Source organism: Methylobacterium sp. NMS14P, from assembly GCF_028583545.1.
Taxonomy (GTDB): Bacteria; Pseudomonadota; Alphaproteobacteria; order Rhizobiales; family Beijerinckiaceae; genus Methylobacterium.
This window is the reverse complement of the sequence record NZ_CP087106.1, coordinates 1,648,026-1,662,576: the sequence shown is the minus strand read 5'-3', so window position 1 is coordinate 1,662,576 and position 14,551 is coordinate 1,648,026. Positions and strand designations below refer to the sequence as shown.

At 63.2% G+C, this 14,551-nt stretch carries 13 protein-coding genes, 2 tRNA genes and 2 riboswitches; of the genes, 8 read left to right on the top strand and 7 right to left on the bottom strand.

The window, feature by feature from the left end; translation table 11 throughout:
- Positions 1-24: 24 nt before the first annotated feature.
- Positions 25-1,278, bottom strand: coding sequence for a tyrosine-type recombinase/integrase (locus LOK46_RS07820; RefSeq protein ID WP_273563253.1), 1,254 nt, complete (start codon positions 1,276-1,278; stop codon positions 25-27).
- A gap of 106 nt (positions 1,279-1,384) precedes the next feature.
- On the opposite strand from LOK46_RS07820, the gene LOK46_RS07815 reads away from it, so the two are divergent.
- From LOK46_RS07815 to LOK46_RS07805, 3 genes are all read left to right on the top strand, one after another.
- Positions 1,385-1,465, top strand: a tRNA-Glu gene (locus LOK46_RS07815).
- Between the two features lie 382 nt (positions 1,466-1,847).
- Positions 1,848-2,366 (top strand): hypothetical protein, encoded by a 519-nt coding sequence (locus LOK46_RS07810; protein ID WP_273563252.1) that lies wholly within the window; start codon positions 1,848-1,850, stop codon positions 2,364-2,366.
- Positions 2,367-2,434: 68 nt separating this feature from the next.
- Positions 2,435-2,510: transfer RNA gene (locus LOK46_RS07805), tRNA-Ile, on the top strand.
- 446 nt (positions 2,511-2,956) lie between these two features.
- On the opposite strand, the gene LOK46_RS07800 is transcribed toward LOK46_RS07805, so the two are convergent.
- Entirely contained in the window at positions 2,957-4,456 is a 1,500-nt protein-coding gene (locus LOK46_RS07800; RefSeq protein ID WP_273563251.1) for a P-loop ATPase, Sll1717 family, read from the bottom strand.
- A 269-nt stretch (positions 4,457-4,725) separates the two neighbouring features.
- On the opposite strand from LOK46_RS07800, the gene LOK46_RS07795 reads away from it, so the two are divergent.
- Together LOK46_RS07795 and LOK46_RS07790 are read left to right on the top strand one after the other, a co-directional pair.
- On the top strand, positions 4,726-5,133 hold the full coding sequence (locus tag LOK46_RS07795) for a hypothetical protein (protein ID WP_273563250.1): 408 nt from the start codon (positions 4,726-4,728) through the stop codon (positions 5,131-5,133).
- Positions 5,134-5,176: 43 nt separating this feature from the next.
- Entirely contained in the window at positions 5,177-5,875 is a 699-nt protein-coding gene (locus tag LOK46_RS07790) for a thermonuclease family protein (RefSeq protein ID WP_273563249.1), read from the top strand.
- A 34-nt stretch (positions 5,876-5,909) separates the two neighbouring features.
- On the opposite strand, the gene LOK46_RS07785 is transcribed toward LOK46_RS07790, so the two are convergent.
- A complete protein-coding gene (locus tag LOK46_RS07785) occupies positions 5,910-6,125 on the bottom strand; it encodes a hypothetical protein (RefSeq protein WP_273563248.1) in 216 nt (71 codons plus the stop codon).
- A 411-nt stretch (positions 6,126-6,536) separates the two neighbouring features.
- Here LOK46_RS07785 and LOK46_RS07780 point away from each other — a divergent pair, with 411 nt between their 5' ends.
- Entirely contained in the window at positions 6,537-6,887 is a 351-nt protein-coding gene (locus tag LOK46_RS07780; protein ID WP_273564560.1) for a hypothetical protein, read from the top strand.
- 299 nt (positions 6,888-7,186) lie between these two features.
- On the opposite strand, the gene LOK46_RS07775 is transcribed toward LOK46_RS07780, so the two are convergent.
- Together LOK46_RS07775 and LOK46_RS07770 are read right to left on the bottom strand one after the other, a co-directional pair.
- On the bottom strand, positions 7,187-7,747 hold the full coding sequence (locus LOK46_RS07775; RefSeq protein WP_273563247.1) for a MucR family transcriptional regulator: 561 nt from the start codon (positions 7,745-7,747) through the stop codon (positions 7,187-7,189).
- A 760-nt stretch (positions 7,748-8,507) separates the two neighbouring features.
- Positions 8,508-10,649, bottom strand: a complete 2,142-nt coding sequence (locus LOK46_RS07770; protein ID WP_273563246.1) for a TonB-dependent receptor — start codon at positions 10,647-10,649, stop codon at positions 8,508-8,510.
- A 123-nt stretch (positions 10,650-10,772) separates the two neighbouring features.
- Positions 10,773-10,970, bottom strand: a riboswitch (cobalamin riboswitch).
- Between the two features lie 273 nt (positions 10,971-11,243).
- A riboswitch (cobalamin riboswitch) is annotated at positions 11,244-11,454 on the top strand.
- Between the two features lie 615 nt (positions 11,455-12,069).
- Between LOK46_RS07770 and LOK46_RS07765 the strand changes: the two genes are divergently transcribed.
- Together LOK46_RS07765 and LOK46_RS07760 are read left to right on the top strand one after the other, a co-directional pair.
- The gene (locus LOK46_RS07765; protein ID WP_273563245.1) at positions 12,070-12,543 is read left to right on the top strand and encodes a hypothetical protein; all 474 of its coding nucleotides are present in this window, start codon (positions 12,070-12,072) and stop codon (positions 12,541-12,543) included.
- A 70-nt stretch (positions 12,544-12,613) separates the two neighbouring features.
- Positions 12,614-12,961 (top strand): hypothetical protein, encoded by a 348-nt coding sequence (locus tag LOK46_RS07760; protein ID WP_273563244.1) that lies wholly within the window; start codon positions 12,614-12,616, stop codon positions 12,959-12,961.
- Between the two features lie 23 nt (positions 12,962-12,984).
- Here LOK46_RS07760 and LOK46_RS07755 read toward each other — a convergent pair whose 3' ends face one another.
- Both LOK46_RS07755 and LOK46_RS07750 read right to left on the bottom strand, forming a co-directional pair.
- Positions 12,985-13,770 carry a (2Fe-2S) ferredoxin domain-containing protein gene (locus LOK46_RS07755; protein ID WP_273563243.1) on the bottom strand — a complete coding sequence of 262 codons (786 nt, stop codon included), beginning with the start codon at positions 13,768-13,770 and terminating at the stop codon, positions 12,985-12,987.
- A 19-nt stretch (positions 13,771-13,789) separates the two neighbouring features.
- Positions 13,790-14,542, bottom strand: a complete 753-nt coding sequence (locus tag LOK46_RS07750; RefSeq protein WP_273563242.1) for an ABC transporter ATP-binding protein — start codon at positions 14,540-14,542, stop codon at positions 13,790-13,792.
- Positions 14,543-14,551: the final 9 nt, after the last annotated feature.

Sequence of the window (14,551 nt, the reverse complement as noted above, 5' to 3'; positions counted from 1 at the left end):
GTGCCAATTGCAGGATTTCGACTATTAGATTGGGGCGGATAAATTAGGTGCCGTTAGGCGGATTGTGTCCGCAACGTACGATGGCGCCAAGTGCGCGTAGTGCTTTTCGGCCATCCGGGTGCCGGAATGACCAAGCGCTTCAGCGACGACGATTAATGGTGCGCCGTTCCGCACCATCGCACTCGCGTAGGAGTGCCGCAGTTCGTGCAGGGTAATGCTCTCAAGCTTCGCCTGCTCCAGCGCAGCTTTAAACGCTCGCTGATACTGCGCCGGCTTCCAGGCCGTGCCGGTGTCGCCGCGCAGTAGCGGCGCGAGAGGATCCCGCCCGACCGCCAGCCGTTTGAAGAGCGCCGAGCCTCCGGCAGTCAGGGGGATGTGGCGAGCTCGGCCATTCTTGCTCCGCTCGATGAACACCGTGCCGTTCGCACGCTCGAAGTCCTGAACCTTGAGGGCAGCCAGCTCGCCGAAGCGGGCGCCCGTCATAAGCGCCGCCGCAACCAGGTCCCGCAGGGCGCCTTGCGCAGTGTTGAGCAGTCGCTGCTGCTCGGCTGAGTCTAGGAAGCGCACCCGGGCGGCTCCCGTGTCCCGGAACGGCTTGAGCAGGCGCCACGCGCGATCGCTTTCGACGAGCTGATGCTGGTAGGCCCAGTTCAGCGCGGCCTTGAGCAGGGTGAGCGTGCGGTTGGCCGTATCGCGGCGGCGGCGCAGCGCTTCCGGGTCCGAAATGTCCACATCCCGGGTGTTAGCCTTTGCAGCGTGCCGGCCGGTCCTCAGGCGCTTCGGGGCTGTCACCAACGCGTCGCGCCAGCGTCGCAGCTTGTCGAGCGTCAGATCCGCCACGCGCAGCAGTCCGAGTTTGGGGAGAATGTGGACGCGCGCCCGTGATCGGGCGTCATAGACCGCCTTCATCCCCTCAGCAGTGCGCGCTTCGAGGTAGCGCTCCAGCGCGTCGGCGACCGTCAGAGCTGGCTGCGCGTCAGGTGCGACGCGCAGCGACTTCACCCAAGCCCGGGCCGCATCCTTGGCCTGCTCGTGCGTGAGGATGCCGGTCCCGTCCGCGACGGTCAGATCGTCCGCCTTCCCGAGCTTGGTCTGTGCGCGCCTACCGTCGGCTGAGCGGGAGGCGGCGAGCCACGATCCGCCCTGCCCCCGCGTGCCCCGCCCGCGGCGATAGCCGAGGCGCACGCCTGGGCTGATCAGCTCCCATTCCGGCGCGTCCGAGGGCGGCAGATCGGATCGGCTCGTGCGGCTTGCGAGGACGCTGCGGCGGCGCGGCATCGTCGACCCTTTTCGTTGTCAAATTCGTTGCCAACAATGCCACGAAACGAACTGGAACGCAAAGGCATCAGGTGATACAAGTCGTTGTGATTAAACGAGTGCCAGGGCGTATCGTGAGGTGCCATCATGTGCCAGATGTCGCCCTTTCACGGCGAAAACACGGGTTCGATTCCCGTAGGGCGCGCCAGGGTTTTCAAGCACTTAGCTGAAATTGCTGACGCGGCTCACACTGGCGTCTCACACAAACGATCTCGACAGCGTGTGTGGTTGCAGCTTGCGTGCGTCACCGAGTGAGACGCTGCTAGCGTGGCCGGCCACGCCATGGCGGGAACCTCGCGGTTTCATACGACCACGATGCCCCTGTCGTTTGTGGTTGGTCGCGGAGCCACGGCGGAACCAGTTGACCGAGAGATCGCATCAACGAAACGTGGCAGCATGCCGTGTGAAGTTGATAGGCTCCGGGCGGGCATCACGTTCAGCACCACGACGGCCAGGGGGGCCGTGCAATGATACGGTTTGCGACCGCGCCTCTGATCCCGAGCGCCAAGAAGGAAGAAGTCGAGTTACCGATGGCAAATGACGACACGCTCGCTAAGGCCTTGGCCAACGTCAGGCACCAACGCGAGAGCCTTGAGGCTGAGTTCGAGCGCGTGAGCGGCGAGCTGACGAAGCTCCGCCTCGCTGAGCGGTCACTTGCATCTATCGTGGAAGGCACACCGCTGGACGAGCCCCACGACGATCTGTCGGCTCGCCGTCGCGCGCCGGCGAGTGAGGACCGGCCTCGTGGTAGCCGTGGCCCCCGGGGACCGCGCGCCAACTCGGCCAAGGGGCGGCTGAAGACGCTGCTCGAGGAAGCTGGCTCTGAGGGTCTGACGCACGCCGAAATCAGCGAGCGCCTGACAGACGTGGCGGCCAACACCCTGAACACGTACCTCAGCGTCATGTCCAACAGCGGCGAGTTGGAGCGGCACGGAGATAAGTACCGTGCCGGCGCACAGGCGGCGAGCACAGCGGACCTAGACGCTGCCGAGGACGATCGGACCGAGGACGGTCAGGAAGAGAGCGAAAGGGCTGAGGCAGCCGAATAACCTCTTTCATTGTCGCCCTGCGGAAAGGCAGATTGCGTCCGCAGGGCGGCGAGGGCTAATCGGGCGCGGGGCCTGTAGCTCAATGGTTAGAGCCGACCGCTCATAACGGCCTGGTTGCAGGTTCGAGTCCTGCCGGGCCCACCAAACTTCCTTGCCTCGTGGAAGAGACGCTGAAGGCGGAGCGTCAGGTAGGCTGCCGCCCAGCTGCCGCTGCCTCGACAATCATCCGATTCATGGCAGCGTCTTGCTTCGCCCGCATCAGGATGATGCGAGCCGCGGTCCGTGCCCTCTCGGCCCGGATCCGCCCCCTAGGCTTCCCGTCACGCAGCGCCCGGGTCGCCATGTTGCGGAACCAGTGTGCGTCGGCGATTGCGACCGCGCATCGCTCGGTGAGCGTGCTGTACTCGGCTGGATCCTGGCTCCTGGTCGGCATGGCGAAGCCTTCTGCAGGGGGCGATCGCACAGCGCCTGCAACGACTATACCAGCGGCCGCCGGCGTCATCTTCATCGACGAGAACGGCGAGAGGCCGGGGGGCTGATAAGGAGATGCACAACCCACACAGCAATCGTGGGTCGCGCCGTGATAGGCATCAATCGTCGGCGTCAGCTTTTCCTTGGACTGAATTCAAGGCATCGCGGTACAGGAATGGGATCCAAAAAGTTGGCTCCTGGTTGGTGCCGCGTCTTTCAAAAAACCCAAGCTCGACAAGCTGGTCAGCCTTGCGGATAGCCGTATCTCTATTTACTCCCCAGAGTGCGCCAAGGCTTTCCGGAGTGTGTTCAGTCTTCTGCCTGTAGAGTCGCTCAATAAACGGCTTCTCCGACATGTACTCGGCGAAAATGTACGTTTTCAGGCGAGCGTCAGAAACCGCGGGTAGGGCGGCTTTGAATACGGACCTATCGAACAATTGGCCGCTTGGCGGCAGGCCTCCGCCGCGCTCCATTCTTCGAACTTCTTGGTCTTTGATGCTCTTTAAAAGATGGATCAGTTCTCTCGGTGCGGTTTTACCCTTTCCATCGGCGCATCGTGTGACCATCCACTTAAAAGTCGGAGATTTTTGCGTTCCCTGCTCAACCTGTGGCGGGAAAATCAATTCAAATAGATCGTTTTGTTTATTTACGTCCGCAAGAATGGCTACCGGATCGAGATTTAGTTCACTCACTAAAGTTTCGTTATTGAGAACCCGTCTCAGTATAAGATTCAAGAGGGTTGGTTGAGTCCACTCGACAATCTCGTATCGGATTAGGTGGCTTGCTTCTCTAAAATTTTCAGTAATGCGTTTCCATATGTCTTCGCGCAGAAAGATCTTGAGTGCGATATTGTCCAGAGATCTAAGGTCCCCGTATACTCGAAGCAGCGCTCTTATCGCGTTGGCTTCGAGGGTGTGATTTTCTGCGAAGGCGACGTCGAGTCGATCGAGGAGCACCCAAACCGAAATTTTGTTTTCGGCCAAAACATCATTGACTATGCGCAGATATCCATCAAGGGAATTGACCCCTCTTTCGCGCAACTTGCGATCCGGCTCCGCGAGCGAGATGCGGCCGATGATGCCCGCAGGCATGCCTGACACAGGTTCAAGCTCGACGCCCGTTTCTATGCGGCTCTTGGATAGAAGGCGTCGCGCGAGGATCTGCGCCGTTCTGAGGAGTCCGCTGAGATTCAGCTCGGTCTCTATGAGCTGCGCCTCTTCCAAGGCGAGGAGCACGGCTCCCATGTTCTTTCCGCTTAAGCCATATTCTCTCATCTGAGAGACGATCAGAACCAGAATGTAGAGTTTCCAAAGCAAGATAAATTCTGCTTCAGATGCAGGCGGGTCTGATACCAGATCCTTGAATACGGTGCTGCCCTTCGGATTTTCTGCGTTGACTAGCAAGACTCTTTTGTCAAAAAGTTCGTTGATGTTTTGGTTGAGTAGGAGATAGATAGCGCTTTTCCCGGCGCCCTTCTCCCCGCGTATAATATCAATCTCGCCCTTTATGATTCTATTCCATTGATCTGTCTGGACGAAATATTTTCCCAGATCCTGGATTTCCTCTTCGGCCACCTGTGAACCAAAAGAGAGGGATTTTAATAGTGTGAGGCGGTCCATGACTTGGATGCGCTCCGCGGCGGTGAGAGGCGGAATTCTACGGTTGCACGGTCCTAAGGTAGAAACCCGCGTACATCCAGGGGTAGTGACCGCCGTTCGCGTAGCCAACTCTCCGTGGCACATGAGCTCCAAGCCTCTCTCGGGTTTCAAGCCATACCTTTTTTCGTTCTGGCTTCGGTGCCCGTCCAATCTCGTTACCATGCGCCCTCTTCGACGTATGACGCCCACGGAGGTTGCTGGCGTTGGACGCTCGATTATCCTCTCCCGCCATGCGCACAGCCCTCGCCGCCACCGCTCCCGTCGTCGCGGCCGGTGAGGTCCGGTCCGCGGGCAAGGTCACCCTGACCGTCAGCCAGCTTCTGGCAGATCCGAAAGGGCATCGAGGCGAAACGGTCACCGTCCGTAGGATTCGGTGCGTTGATCCCGGGCCTGGCGGGTTCATCTGCGAGGCCACGGTAGGTGGCCAGCAGCTGCGGCTGGATGCCTCCGGGCTCGGCGGTGGGACGACGGAGGCGATTGCCGAAGAGCTGATTGGCCCGTGCAACGGGATCGCCGCGCTCGCCAAGCCGACCTACACCTTTGACGTGACGTTCGTTCTTACCGGCTCGGGCTTCGAGGACGGCGTGACCATCATCGACACGCCCGAGATCGACATGAGCATTCCGCGGCGTCGGTGAAGCCTCTGGTTGCCGGCGCCCGCAGTGCCTCTAGCCTGGCGGGATGCGCTCAGCCCTCGCCGTCCTCCTGCTGCTCGCCGGTCCGGCCCTGGCCGCGGAGTCGATCGTCGGCCGAGCCTCCGTTACGGACGGCGACACTGTGGTGATCCGCGGGACACGGATCCGATTGCACGGCATCGACGCGCCAGAGAGCGCGCAGCTCTGCCAGGACACGGCCGGCAAGTCCTACCGCTGCGGGCAGGTCGCGGCGCTCGCGCTGGCGGACCGGATCGGCGAGGCCAACATCGCGTGCGAGCCTCGCGACACCGACAGGTACGGCCGCACCGTTGCGGTGTGCCGGAAGGGCGACGAGGACCTGAGTGCCTGGATGGTGAGTCAGGGCTACGCCACAGCCTACCAGCGCTACTCGCGCGACTACGTCGGGGCGGAGACGACCGCGAGGGCGCTGAAGCGCGGGCTCTGGGCCGGCACCTTTGATCCGCCGTCGGACTGGAGGCGCGCCAAGCGCGCCAGCGGCGTCGAGACCCGACCGGAGATGGAGAAGCCTCCGGCTGCTGCTCCGACGCCCGTACAAGCCGCCTGCGCGATCAAGGGCAACATCTCGCGCAAGGGCGACAAGATCTACCACCTACCCGGGACGCGGGACTACGAGCGGACCGTGATCGACATGGGTTCCGGCGAGCGCATGTTCTGCAGCGAGGGCGAGGCGAAGGCCGCGGGCTGGAGGGCGGCGCGAGGCTGACGGGGTTTCGTCCCCTCGTTCCGCCCCGGTCTGCTCACGGGACGGCGCGGGCGGTGGCCGTGCGAAGGCGGTGCATGTGCTCCGCGAGCTCAAGACTGATCCCCGCCTGGAAGCCAATGTGCCACGCCCGGACTTCAGCCGGCGGGATCCCGGCTTTCAGATGCCCCTCGACCAAGATGTTCCCGACCGCTCCCAACCGGCTCATGACGCCATTAAGCCCGCTGGTCTCGGGGCTTGCCGTCTTGATCATCTCGCTTGCTGCAAGCCGGCCAGCCTTCTCGCCGCGGGTGGCGGGAGGTAGGGGTTCGCTCTGCGGCGACATGGGTCTGGGCTGCCTCGACGGTGGAGTTGATGCGCATTGCGGCTGGTGGGCTAGATGGCCGGCGGCGGTTACCAGGCCGAACAGATGCCGGCGGGCAGGCCGTCCCGCGCCGGGATTCGGGGTACGAAAAAGGCCGCGCCGGCGGACCGAGCGGACTTCTTAGGTCGGGCGCCGAAGGGGGGAAGTTTAGCTAAACTGGACTGAGAGCAGGCCGGACGTAGGGAAAGGAAAGCCCACTGCCGGTAGTGATGCAGGGCGCGAGGGCGCGGCACCCGTCCAGGCAAATCGAACGAGCCAGCGTTGAAAGCGTTCACGCCCCTCAACAACGGAGAGCACGACATGAAGGTGATCTCAGCGACCGTCCTTGGCTTGGCGCTACTCAGCGGAGTCGCGCCGGCCTTCGCACAACCCTACGGCGGACGCGACTACGGCTACGATCGCGGCGACTACGGCCCCCGTGACCGAGGCTACGGAGACCGGGGCTATGGCGACCGTGACCGCCGCGAATACGATCGGGACTATGATCGAGGCTCGCGGGGCGGGCGTGGCGACTACGCTTTCAACGAGGAGGAGTATCTGCGCTGCAATCCGGACGTGCGCCGAGCGGTCATAGGCCGAGCGATCAAGTCCGGTCTGGAACACTACCGCAAGGTCGGGATGGCGGAAGGTCGGAAGTTGACCTGCAATTAAGCGCATCTGAAGGCCAGAGCAGAATGCGAAGAAGCCCCGCGCGGCGGTGCCGGCGGGGCCGAAGGTGGTTGAGTCTCGCTGACGAGATATCAGCGTTGCCAGCCTCGCGACATCACCTGTTCGGGGGAGGCCAGGCACGAAAAAGCCCGCGCCGGCGAACCGGGCGGGCTTCTCACCAAAGGCCGTAGTGTCAACGCGGAACCTCTGGCTCGGCGCTTGTGGTTGAGACGAGCACCCGGCCGCATTATAGCGCGCAAGAGGTGAATCAACAGCCCAAGGCACTACCGAGAGCTTCCCTCTCAGGAGGCAACAGCGTTCTTCCGACCTCGAGCGGGCTTCTCTGCCGGCACAGCGGGTGGCTCTGCAGCCTTCTTCCGACGGCTGGCCTTGGGCGTCTCAACGATCGTCTCGTCGACGGGTGCAGCCTTCGCAGCTGCGTTCCGGCGCAGATTGCCGAGACCATTGTTCTTCGCCAGGGCCGAGCGCATCTCGGAGTAGCTTGGGGCGGTCATCGGGTAATCGCGCGGCAGACCCCACTTCTCCCGGTACTGGTCCGGAGTAAGACCTACTCCTTTGAGGTGCCGCTTCAGGGTCTTGTACGGCCTGCCGTCCTCGAAGCTGATCAACGCGTCGGGAGTGATCGACTTCCGGATCTGGCCCGGAGTTGCGCGGTCAACCTTCGGCTCAGCCGGAGCGGTAGGGCTGTTCAACCCGCTGATCGCGCTATGGATCGCGGATAGAAGCGCCGGCATCTCTGATACAGGCACGGAATTGTTCGAAACGTAAGCAGCCACAATATCGGCCGTAAGCTCGATGAGGCTGGTCTGATCCGAAACCGCGGTTGATGTTACGTCGTCCAATGAGGCCTCCTGCATATGTTGTGGCGACCCACGCAGCAACATCGATTCCTAGTCAAGGCGTATCTATGCGAGGACATCAGAGAGCGTTGGATATCTGTCGGCGTTGGGCCTAGTTGCTACGCATGTCTGGGCGGGATCGCACCTCAGGTTGAGTCTACGCGTCGGCGTAGTCGCGCTCGATCCCTAGCTCAGCCACATGCTCGCGGAGTTCCGACATTCCGCGCCCGGCGCCTCCGCCGATCCCGCCCGCCGCCGGTTCGGGATCTTGAAGCCGCCCCGGGGGATCGACCGGATCGACCCGTTCGGCATCTTCATCGTGCTGTTGCCAAGGTCGAGGCCTGCTTTGCCGCCGGCCCTTTCACGTGGCAGGGCCCATCTGGGGTCTTTGGGACGAGGATCCCGGGTTCAGCGCGATCCCCTCGGGCACTCGCCCGCTCACCGGGATGATGTATCTTCGTGCCGATGCTTAAGCGGCGTAGAAGCTTTTGCGCGTCCGCCGATGTCCAGATCACTCCGCCGCGTGGTTTTCGGACGGCGCGGCGCGTCAGTTCATTCGCGACGGCCTGAGCGGAGCGCCCTTGATCACGTATGATGGCCTCCAACAACGGCTCGATAACAGCTACGTATCGATGCGCGCGAGCCGTCAAAGCGCGGCGCCCGGCGTCGCCGCAGCGCATGGATCCGACGCCATCGCGAACCGATGCCGGTTTCAGATGCTTTGTGGGCTCGTTCGCAACGTCACCCGATTGATGGCGACGCATCAGAACCGCCCGGCGATGGTGAGACGCACCGCCGTGGGCTCGACCGGATGAAGCACACGGTCGATCAGCCCCTCGGCCGGCTCGCCGGGCAAGCGCGAGACGTAGGCATAGGTGATCTGATCGGACTTACTGTTCGTCAGGTTCAGCACGTCCAACGAGACGCTGACGCCGTTCTCGAAGGCGTAGCCAATCCGACCGTTGAGGAGTGCGGTCGGGCGCGAACGAATGGAGTTGTCCTCAATCAGTGGGCGCGGTCCGAAGTAGCGGAGGCGTAGGGAGCCGAACCAGCCGAGCGGCTCGCCGAAGGTGACGCCCGCCGACGCGATGGTGGTAGGGGCCTCTGGGACCCGGTTGCCCACGGGGTCGTAGTCCGAGAAGCGGGCGTTGGTGATCGTCAGGTCGCCCTCCAGCGAGAGCCACGGTGTCACCGCGTAGCGGTTCGTCCATTCCACGCCGAAGCGGCGAGTCGGGCGGCTCGGTTCGGTCGTGCCGGTGTCGCCTTGGAACAGGTTCTCGGAGGCGAAATCGAGCCTGAACAGGGCGAGGCTTGTCTCCAGCCCGGCGATGGAGCGATTGCGCAGGCCGATCTCGTAACCCGTCGAGGGCACGAGGAACGGCGAGCGGGTCGTGTTGAACAGCGAGCTCGTCGGGTCGACGGTGGCAGTCACGCCGCGCACGTCGTTCGAGTGGAAGCCGCCGCCGTAGTTCACGTACAGCTCAGTGTCGAACCAGGGGCCGAGCGTCAGGCCGAGCTTCGGGTTGACGATGCCATCGCGCGCGCGGCCGGAATTGGCCGGCGTGTCCGAGACGACGTTCGCGTAGTAGCCATCGGCCCGGAAGCCGAGGCTGGTGCGCAGCCAGTCGGTCCAGCGTACTCGGTTGTCGAAGTAGAACGCGCCGCTCGTCTCCAGCACCCGGTCGTCGAGCACGCCGGAGCGGTACTGCCGGTTCGTCGTGTTGAACAGGCCGACCCGGATCGAGTCGGTGCGGGTCTGTACGCCGATCTCGTTCTCCATCGGCAGGCCGAACAGGTCGCCTTGGAAGATGTGCAGCGCCTCGCCGCCGCCGATAATCCGCTGGTCGAGCTGGTGGAACTGGTCGCCGTTGACCGGGTCGTTCAGGAAGTAGGTGAAGTCGTTGAACAGATTGAGCTGCGAGCGGATGACGTAAGCCGAGGCCCGCGTCACGCCGGTGTCGTCCGTGGCGCTGAACCGTCCCGACAGGGAGAACCGAGAGGTGTCACCGCCGTCGGTCGGGTTGATCGTGCCGTACCGGCTTATCAGACCTGAGACGACGACCCGCTCCGGGATCTGGTTGGTGGCCGTCCACCGGGCTGCGTAGGCCATGCCGGTGACGGAGAAGCCGTCGAGCGCCGTGCCCTGGCTGTAGCGGGCGACCGTGCTGATCTTGCGCAGCGCATCCGGCACAGTCCAGGGCCCGTCGTAGACCTGCGCATCGGCGGCGACGAGTAGGTTGCCGTCAGCGAACGGGGTCGAGGCGATGGAAAGGGCGCGCTTGTAGCCGAACGAGCCGATCGAGGTGAGCGCGAGGTTCTTCTGCACGCTGTCGAGATAGTCGATGCGCACCGAGCCGGCGGAGGCGAAATCGCCGTCGCGGACGAAGTACGGCCCCTTGTGGAACTCCACCGCGCCGACGAGCTCGGGGATCAGGAAGTTGATATCGGCGTAGCCCTGCCCGTGGGCGTGGGTGCGCATGTTGAGCGGCATGCCGTCGAGGAACAGGGCGATGTCGGTGCCGTGGTCGAGGTTGAAGCCGCGCAGGAAGAACTGGTTGGCTTTGCCCTCGCCCGAGTGCTGCGTGACGATGAGCCCCGGGACGGCCTCCAGCACCTCGCCGGGGCGGGTGACGGGCCGGTTGTTGACCTGCGCCCCAGTCAGGATCCCGGCGCTAGCCGAATCCACGCTGAGCAACGAGCCGCCGATACCGGTGACACCGCCGACGTATCCGGCGCTTGCGGCAGGTGCAGCCTGCGGCTTTGCAGCTGCCGTTTCAGAGGTGACCGAGATCTCCTCCAACGTCGTCTCGGAGGTGGAAGCGGCCTGGGGAGTACGGTCCTGAGCATGGGAGGCGGTCGACAGCGCAGCGAGGCTGCAACCGGATAGCGCGAGCAGGGCACGCATTGAACGACGGGACACGGGAGCCTCAACGGCGGCAGTGGCACGTCACCGCGAACGAAGTCGTCGCGCCCGGCTAGAGCCCAGCGCTTCGACACCCGTCAGGACACCCCGCCCGACGCGTTTCGCGTGTGACCACGACTGACGGCAGGTCTCCTGGCTCGCGGGTCGCCGCCCTTGCACCGTCTTCCCGGATGACACGCATCCAGTGACGCGGTGGTGCTGGGCTCGCCGCTTACAGTTGCGGGGGCAGCCGTGGCTTCAGGGCTGCCCCCTCACCACGTTCCCTTTTGATCCCCGAGGGGAACCGTCCAGCAAAGCTTAGCATTCGGGTAACGCTCGCCGTCAAGGCTCGATACTGCGGTTACGTTTGAACTCGCATTTTCATCCGGGTGGTGTGTCGGGGCGGCGACTCCCGCATGTCGCCACCCTCGACGGCGGGCGACTGACCGCCTCGGATCGTTCGGGATCTTCTGAACGATCGGTCTCGACGCATTTCGATCGATCTGCCTAAAGCTCGCAACGGGCCCTGGTCGCTGGCTCGGTCGGCCGTACCCGAGGCATATCAACAAGCCGCTTTGACAAACCGCATAGCTTCGCGCCATGCTTGGCTATCGTGGTTCCTCGAACCGGCTTGCTGGCTCGAGGCTAAGAGGGAATTCGGTGAGCCTGAAAGGGCGATGCCGGAGCTGCCCCCGCAACTGTAAGCGGTGAGTCTTTGTCGACAATGGTCACTGGCGTTCGCGCCGGGAAGGCCAGGCAGAGACGGTGACCCGTGAGCCAGGAGACCTGCCTCGATCGATGAACGTCTCTCGGGCGGGGTGTCCCGGTGGGTCGCTTGCAGCGGCTATGCCGGCTTGGCTTGCCCGCGCCTAGATGCAATGCGTCCGCCTGACCTCTGCCCCTTGTCGATTGGGGTCCGGTCGGTGTCAAATATCCACCCTTGTGTACTGTTTCCCCATGCCGACTCCCTCGCGACGTCGGAGAGACTTGACCCCAACGTCGGGTTCGGTCGACCAGGTTGTGTGGTGCGCGGTGCTCGCAGTTCTCCGGGTGGTCCCGGGGTAACATGCGCCGAAAAAGATAAGCAATTCGGTAGTACGTCCGTCCCGCAACTTCAGCCGCGTGGCTCTGCAAGCGATCATGAAACAGGCGATCGTATATGGTGCCGATACAAATATCCATTCCTGATTATTGGCCCGCCTCACGAGCGATATGTGGTGTCGTGCAGCATCCGATACTGGCCAATCAGCCTCCCCTATCCTTCGAATGACAATCGCACGCCTGTTATCCGGGTCGCAGCAAATTTTTTGTTTCGACTTCAATTCACGGCTGCTGTCGTGATGCGGTTCATGGCGAAGCGACCTGCAGGCGAGTGCCGGCCGCTTCGCCGCCGCTCGAGTGCGCTGACTATTAGGGATGCCTGATGCAGGTTCAGGCGACGGAAACGCGACGCGGCATGGAAGCACCTCGGCCTACAGTGCTGCGCGGACTGATCGTGCGCTTGCGCGAGACTGAAGGACCAGATCGCGACTTGGATTGCCAGATCGACACGGTCATCCACCGGATCGAGTGGCGGCCATATCGCGACGGCACCAAGATGCTTTGGGGCCACAGCCCAGACGGTACGGTTCTCCGCCTTGGCAAGGATAGCTGTCCCGCCTTCACCGCAAGCCTAGATGCCGCGCAAGGATTGTTGCAACGCATCCTACCTGGATGGTCATGGCAGGTGCACACGGGAGGTCGTTCTGAGGAGGGCTTTCATTGTGCCGTGTGGCGTTCCTGGGGGGCGAATGCTTATCGGAGGCATGTCGCCGAGGCTTTCCCGACACCTGCTCTCGCGATGGTGTTCGCACTCGTGACCGCACTGACGAACGATCCTGAGGCCGATGAACGCTGAATCGAATGCAAAACTGACGCGCTAGCACAGGCTGTAACCCAGGAATTACCACCCAATGCGGTCAATCTCGATGAATATCCATCGTTCTCCGATGATACCGAAGCGCCTTGCTTTGACCCTGCACCATAACATCGGACTGTCTGAGGCCCGCCGGCGCTTCGAACGGCGCACGATTTGGACTCTTCAAGATTTGGAGCGAAAAAATATCATCGTTGAGTTCGATGAATGGTTCGGCAATAGGCGCGGCTTCACAGTCGGCGGCTACGGCCAGAGAGGAAGCGGCGTCATTCAGGTGAACGAGGACAGCCTGCATGTCGAGGCCCTCGTTCCTTCAATCGTTTGGCAGTTCGCTCCGATGATCGAGACAGTGGGCCGGTATTATGCGGCGCGTCTGTTATCCGTCGAGGAGGCCGTCTGAGACATGGATCCGGGCGGGGCCGATCATCTTCGTGGTCGCAGGACGTGCTTTCGCCCATCAGCCGGATAGACGAGGTCTGCCACAGGAATATCAGCAAGAAGATGCTCGGCTATGATCCGGTCAATACCCTCCTCGTCCACGCCTCCGTAGACCGTTCCCTCTGGCCAGACCTGGACTACCGGCGCGAGGCTGCAGGGACCGAGGCAGCTTGTGGTCGCGCTCATCGTTCCGCACCCCGCCGTGCGCAGGCCAAGGCGTTCCTGCGCGTTACGGAGATGACCCCAAATCGCGGCCGCGCCGGCCTCGTTGCAGGGAGAACCCTGGCAAACGAGCACGCGTCGCGTTGCGGCCGCGACCACCGAACCCGCTGGGGGCAAGGACTTGGCAGGAGGTGTGAACGACGGCTGCAGCCCGGCGAGGCCAATTAGATCAGCCACAAGGGCCAGCATGTTGGGGCCAACCGTCGGCCCTGGCCCGATGCGGACACAAGGCCCTCCCGTTTCCCAACCCGACTGCCACCGTATGAGTGTGCGGGTCATCCATGCGCGGAAATTCGGTTCCATGGGGACGATGAGCGGCACCAACCGAATTTCATCGTACGGACCCTTGCGAAGATCGGCGACCACTTCACGCAATGGCGGGAGGCCCTGCTCGGTGAAGGCGTAGGTCGCGAACGTGACGCCGGGAAGCTCCGCGATCTGCCTCGCGAGGTTCTCCATCTCTGATCGCGGCGCCGCGGCGATCGCACCGCGCGCCACCAGGATAACGGCGACGCGACCCTCATGGCCATCTGCGAGATTTACCGCCATGCGTCTCTGAGCCTCTTCGTCACGATGCCGGTGCAAACGTCACGAGCGCGTCTGCATCCGGATCAGCAGGCCGGCGTGCGAACCGTACCCCGAACACGCGGTCGAGATCGGGCGCCTGGGCTACAGTGGACGCTTCGCCGTCGAGGACAACGCGACCATGCTCCAGCAGGACAAGGCGATCGCAATCGCACGCAGCCCGCTCGAGATCATGCAAGACCACGATGACGACGGCCTCCCGCGCATGGAGGCGTAGGCGGCGCATCAGATCGATCCGATGACCGATATCCAAGCTGGCGCCGGGCTCGTCTGCCAGCAGCACAGGCGGGGCGGCGACGAGGACCGCTGCCAGCAACGCTCGCGCACGCTCGCCCCCTGAGATACGCGACCAGGGGCGGTCGGCGAGATCTCCGAGTTCATGATCGCGGAGCACGGCCGGGATACGAACGGAGGCGCCGATCGCCCGGCTTGCTCCCAGTTCGACAACCTCGCGCACCGAATAGTCCCAGGCCGGCTGGAAGGCTTGTGGCAGATAACCGATTCGTCGTCCGCGCTCGGCCGCCTTCAGGGACGTCAATGCGCTGCCGTCGAGTGCGACCTCCCCAGACGCAACGGACTGCAGCCCGGCGAGGCAGCGTAACAGTGTCGATTTACCCGCACCGTTCGGCCCGATCAGCCCGACGAGCGTTCCAGGAGCAAAGTCGAGGGAGACCGTGTCGAGAATTCGGCGCTTGCCAGCCATCACGACCGCGCTGTTGGCGATGAGGCGGCTCATGGCAGCGTC

Excerpts from the sequence above, each read along its gene's own strand:
- LOK46_RS07820 (WP_273563253.1), bottom strand. The coding sequence starts at position 1,278 with ATGCCGCGCCGCCGCAGCGTCCTCGCAAGCCGCACGAGCCGATCCGAT.
- LOK46_RS07810 (WP_273563252.1), top strand. The coding sequence starts at position 1,848 with ATGGCAAATGACGACACGCTCGCTAAGGCCTTGGCCAACGTCAGGCAC.
- LOK46_RS07800 (WP_273563251.1), bottom strand. The coding sequence starts at position 4,456 with ATGGACCGCCTCACACTATTAAAATCCCTCTCTTTTGGTTCACAGGTG.
- LOK46_RS07795 (WP_273563250.1), top strand. The coding sequence starts at position 4,726 with ATGCGCACAGCCCTCGCCGCCACCGCTCCCGTCGTCGCGGCCGGTGAG.
- LOK46_RS07790 (WP_273563249.1), top strand. The coding sequence starts at position 5,177 with ATGCGCTCAGCCCTCGCCGTCCTCCTGCTGCTCGCCGGTCCGGCCCTG.
- LOK46_RS07785 (WP_273563248.1), bottom strand. The coding sequence starts at position 6,125 with ATGATCAAGACGGCAAGCCCCGAGACCAGCGGGCTTAATGGCGTCATG.
- LOK46_RS07780 (WP_273564560.1), top strand. The coding sequence starts at position 6,537 with ATGAAGGTGATCTCAGCGACCGTCCTTGGCTTGGCGCTACTCAGCGGA.
- LOK46_RS07770 (WP_273563246.1), bottom strand. The coding sequence starts at position 10,649 with ATGCGTGCCCTGCTCGCGCTATCCGGTTGCAGCCTCGCTGCGCTGTCG.
- LOK46_RS07765 (WP_273563245.1), top strand. The coding sequence starts at position 12,070 with ATGCAGGTTCAGGCGACGGAAACGCGACGCGGCATGGAAGCACCTCGG.
- LOK46_RS07760 (WP_273563244.1), top strand. The coding sequence starts at position 12,614 with ATGAATATCCATCGTTCTCCGATGATACCGAAGCGCCTTGCTTTGACC.
- LOK46_RS07755 (WP_273563243.1), bottom strand. The coding sequence starts at position 13,770 with ATGGCGGTAAATCTCGCAGATGGCCATGAGGGTCGCGTCGCCGTTATC.
- LOK46_RS07750 (WP_273563242.1), bottom strand. The coding sequence starts at position 14,542 with ATGAGCCGCCTCATCGCCAACAGCGCGGTCGTGATGGCTGGCAAGCGC.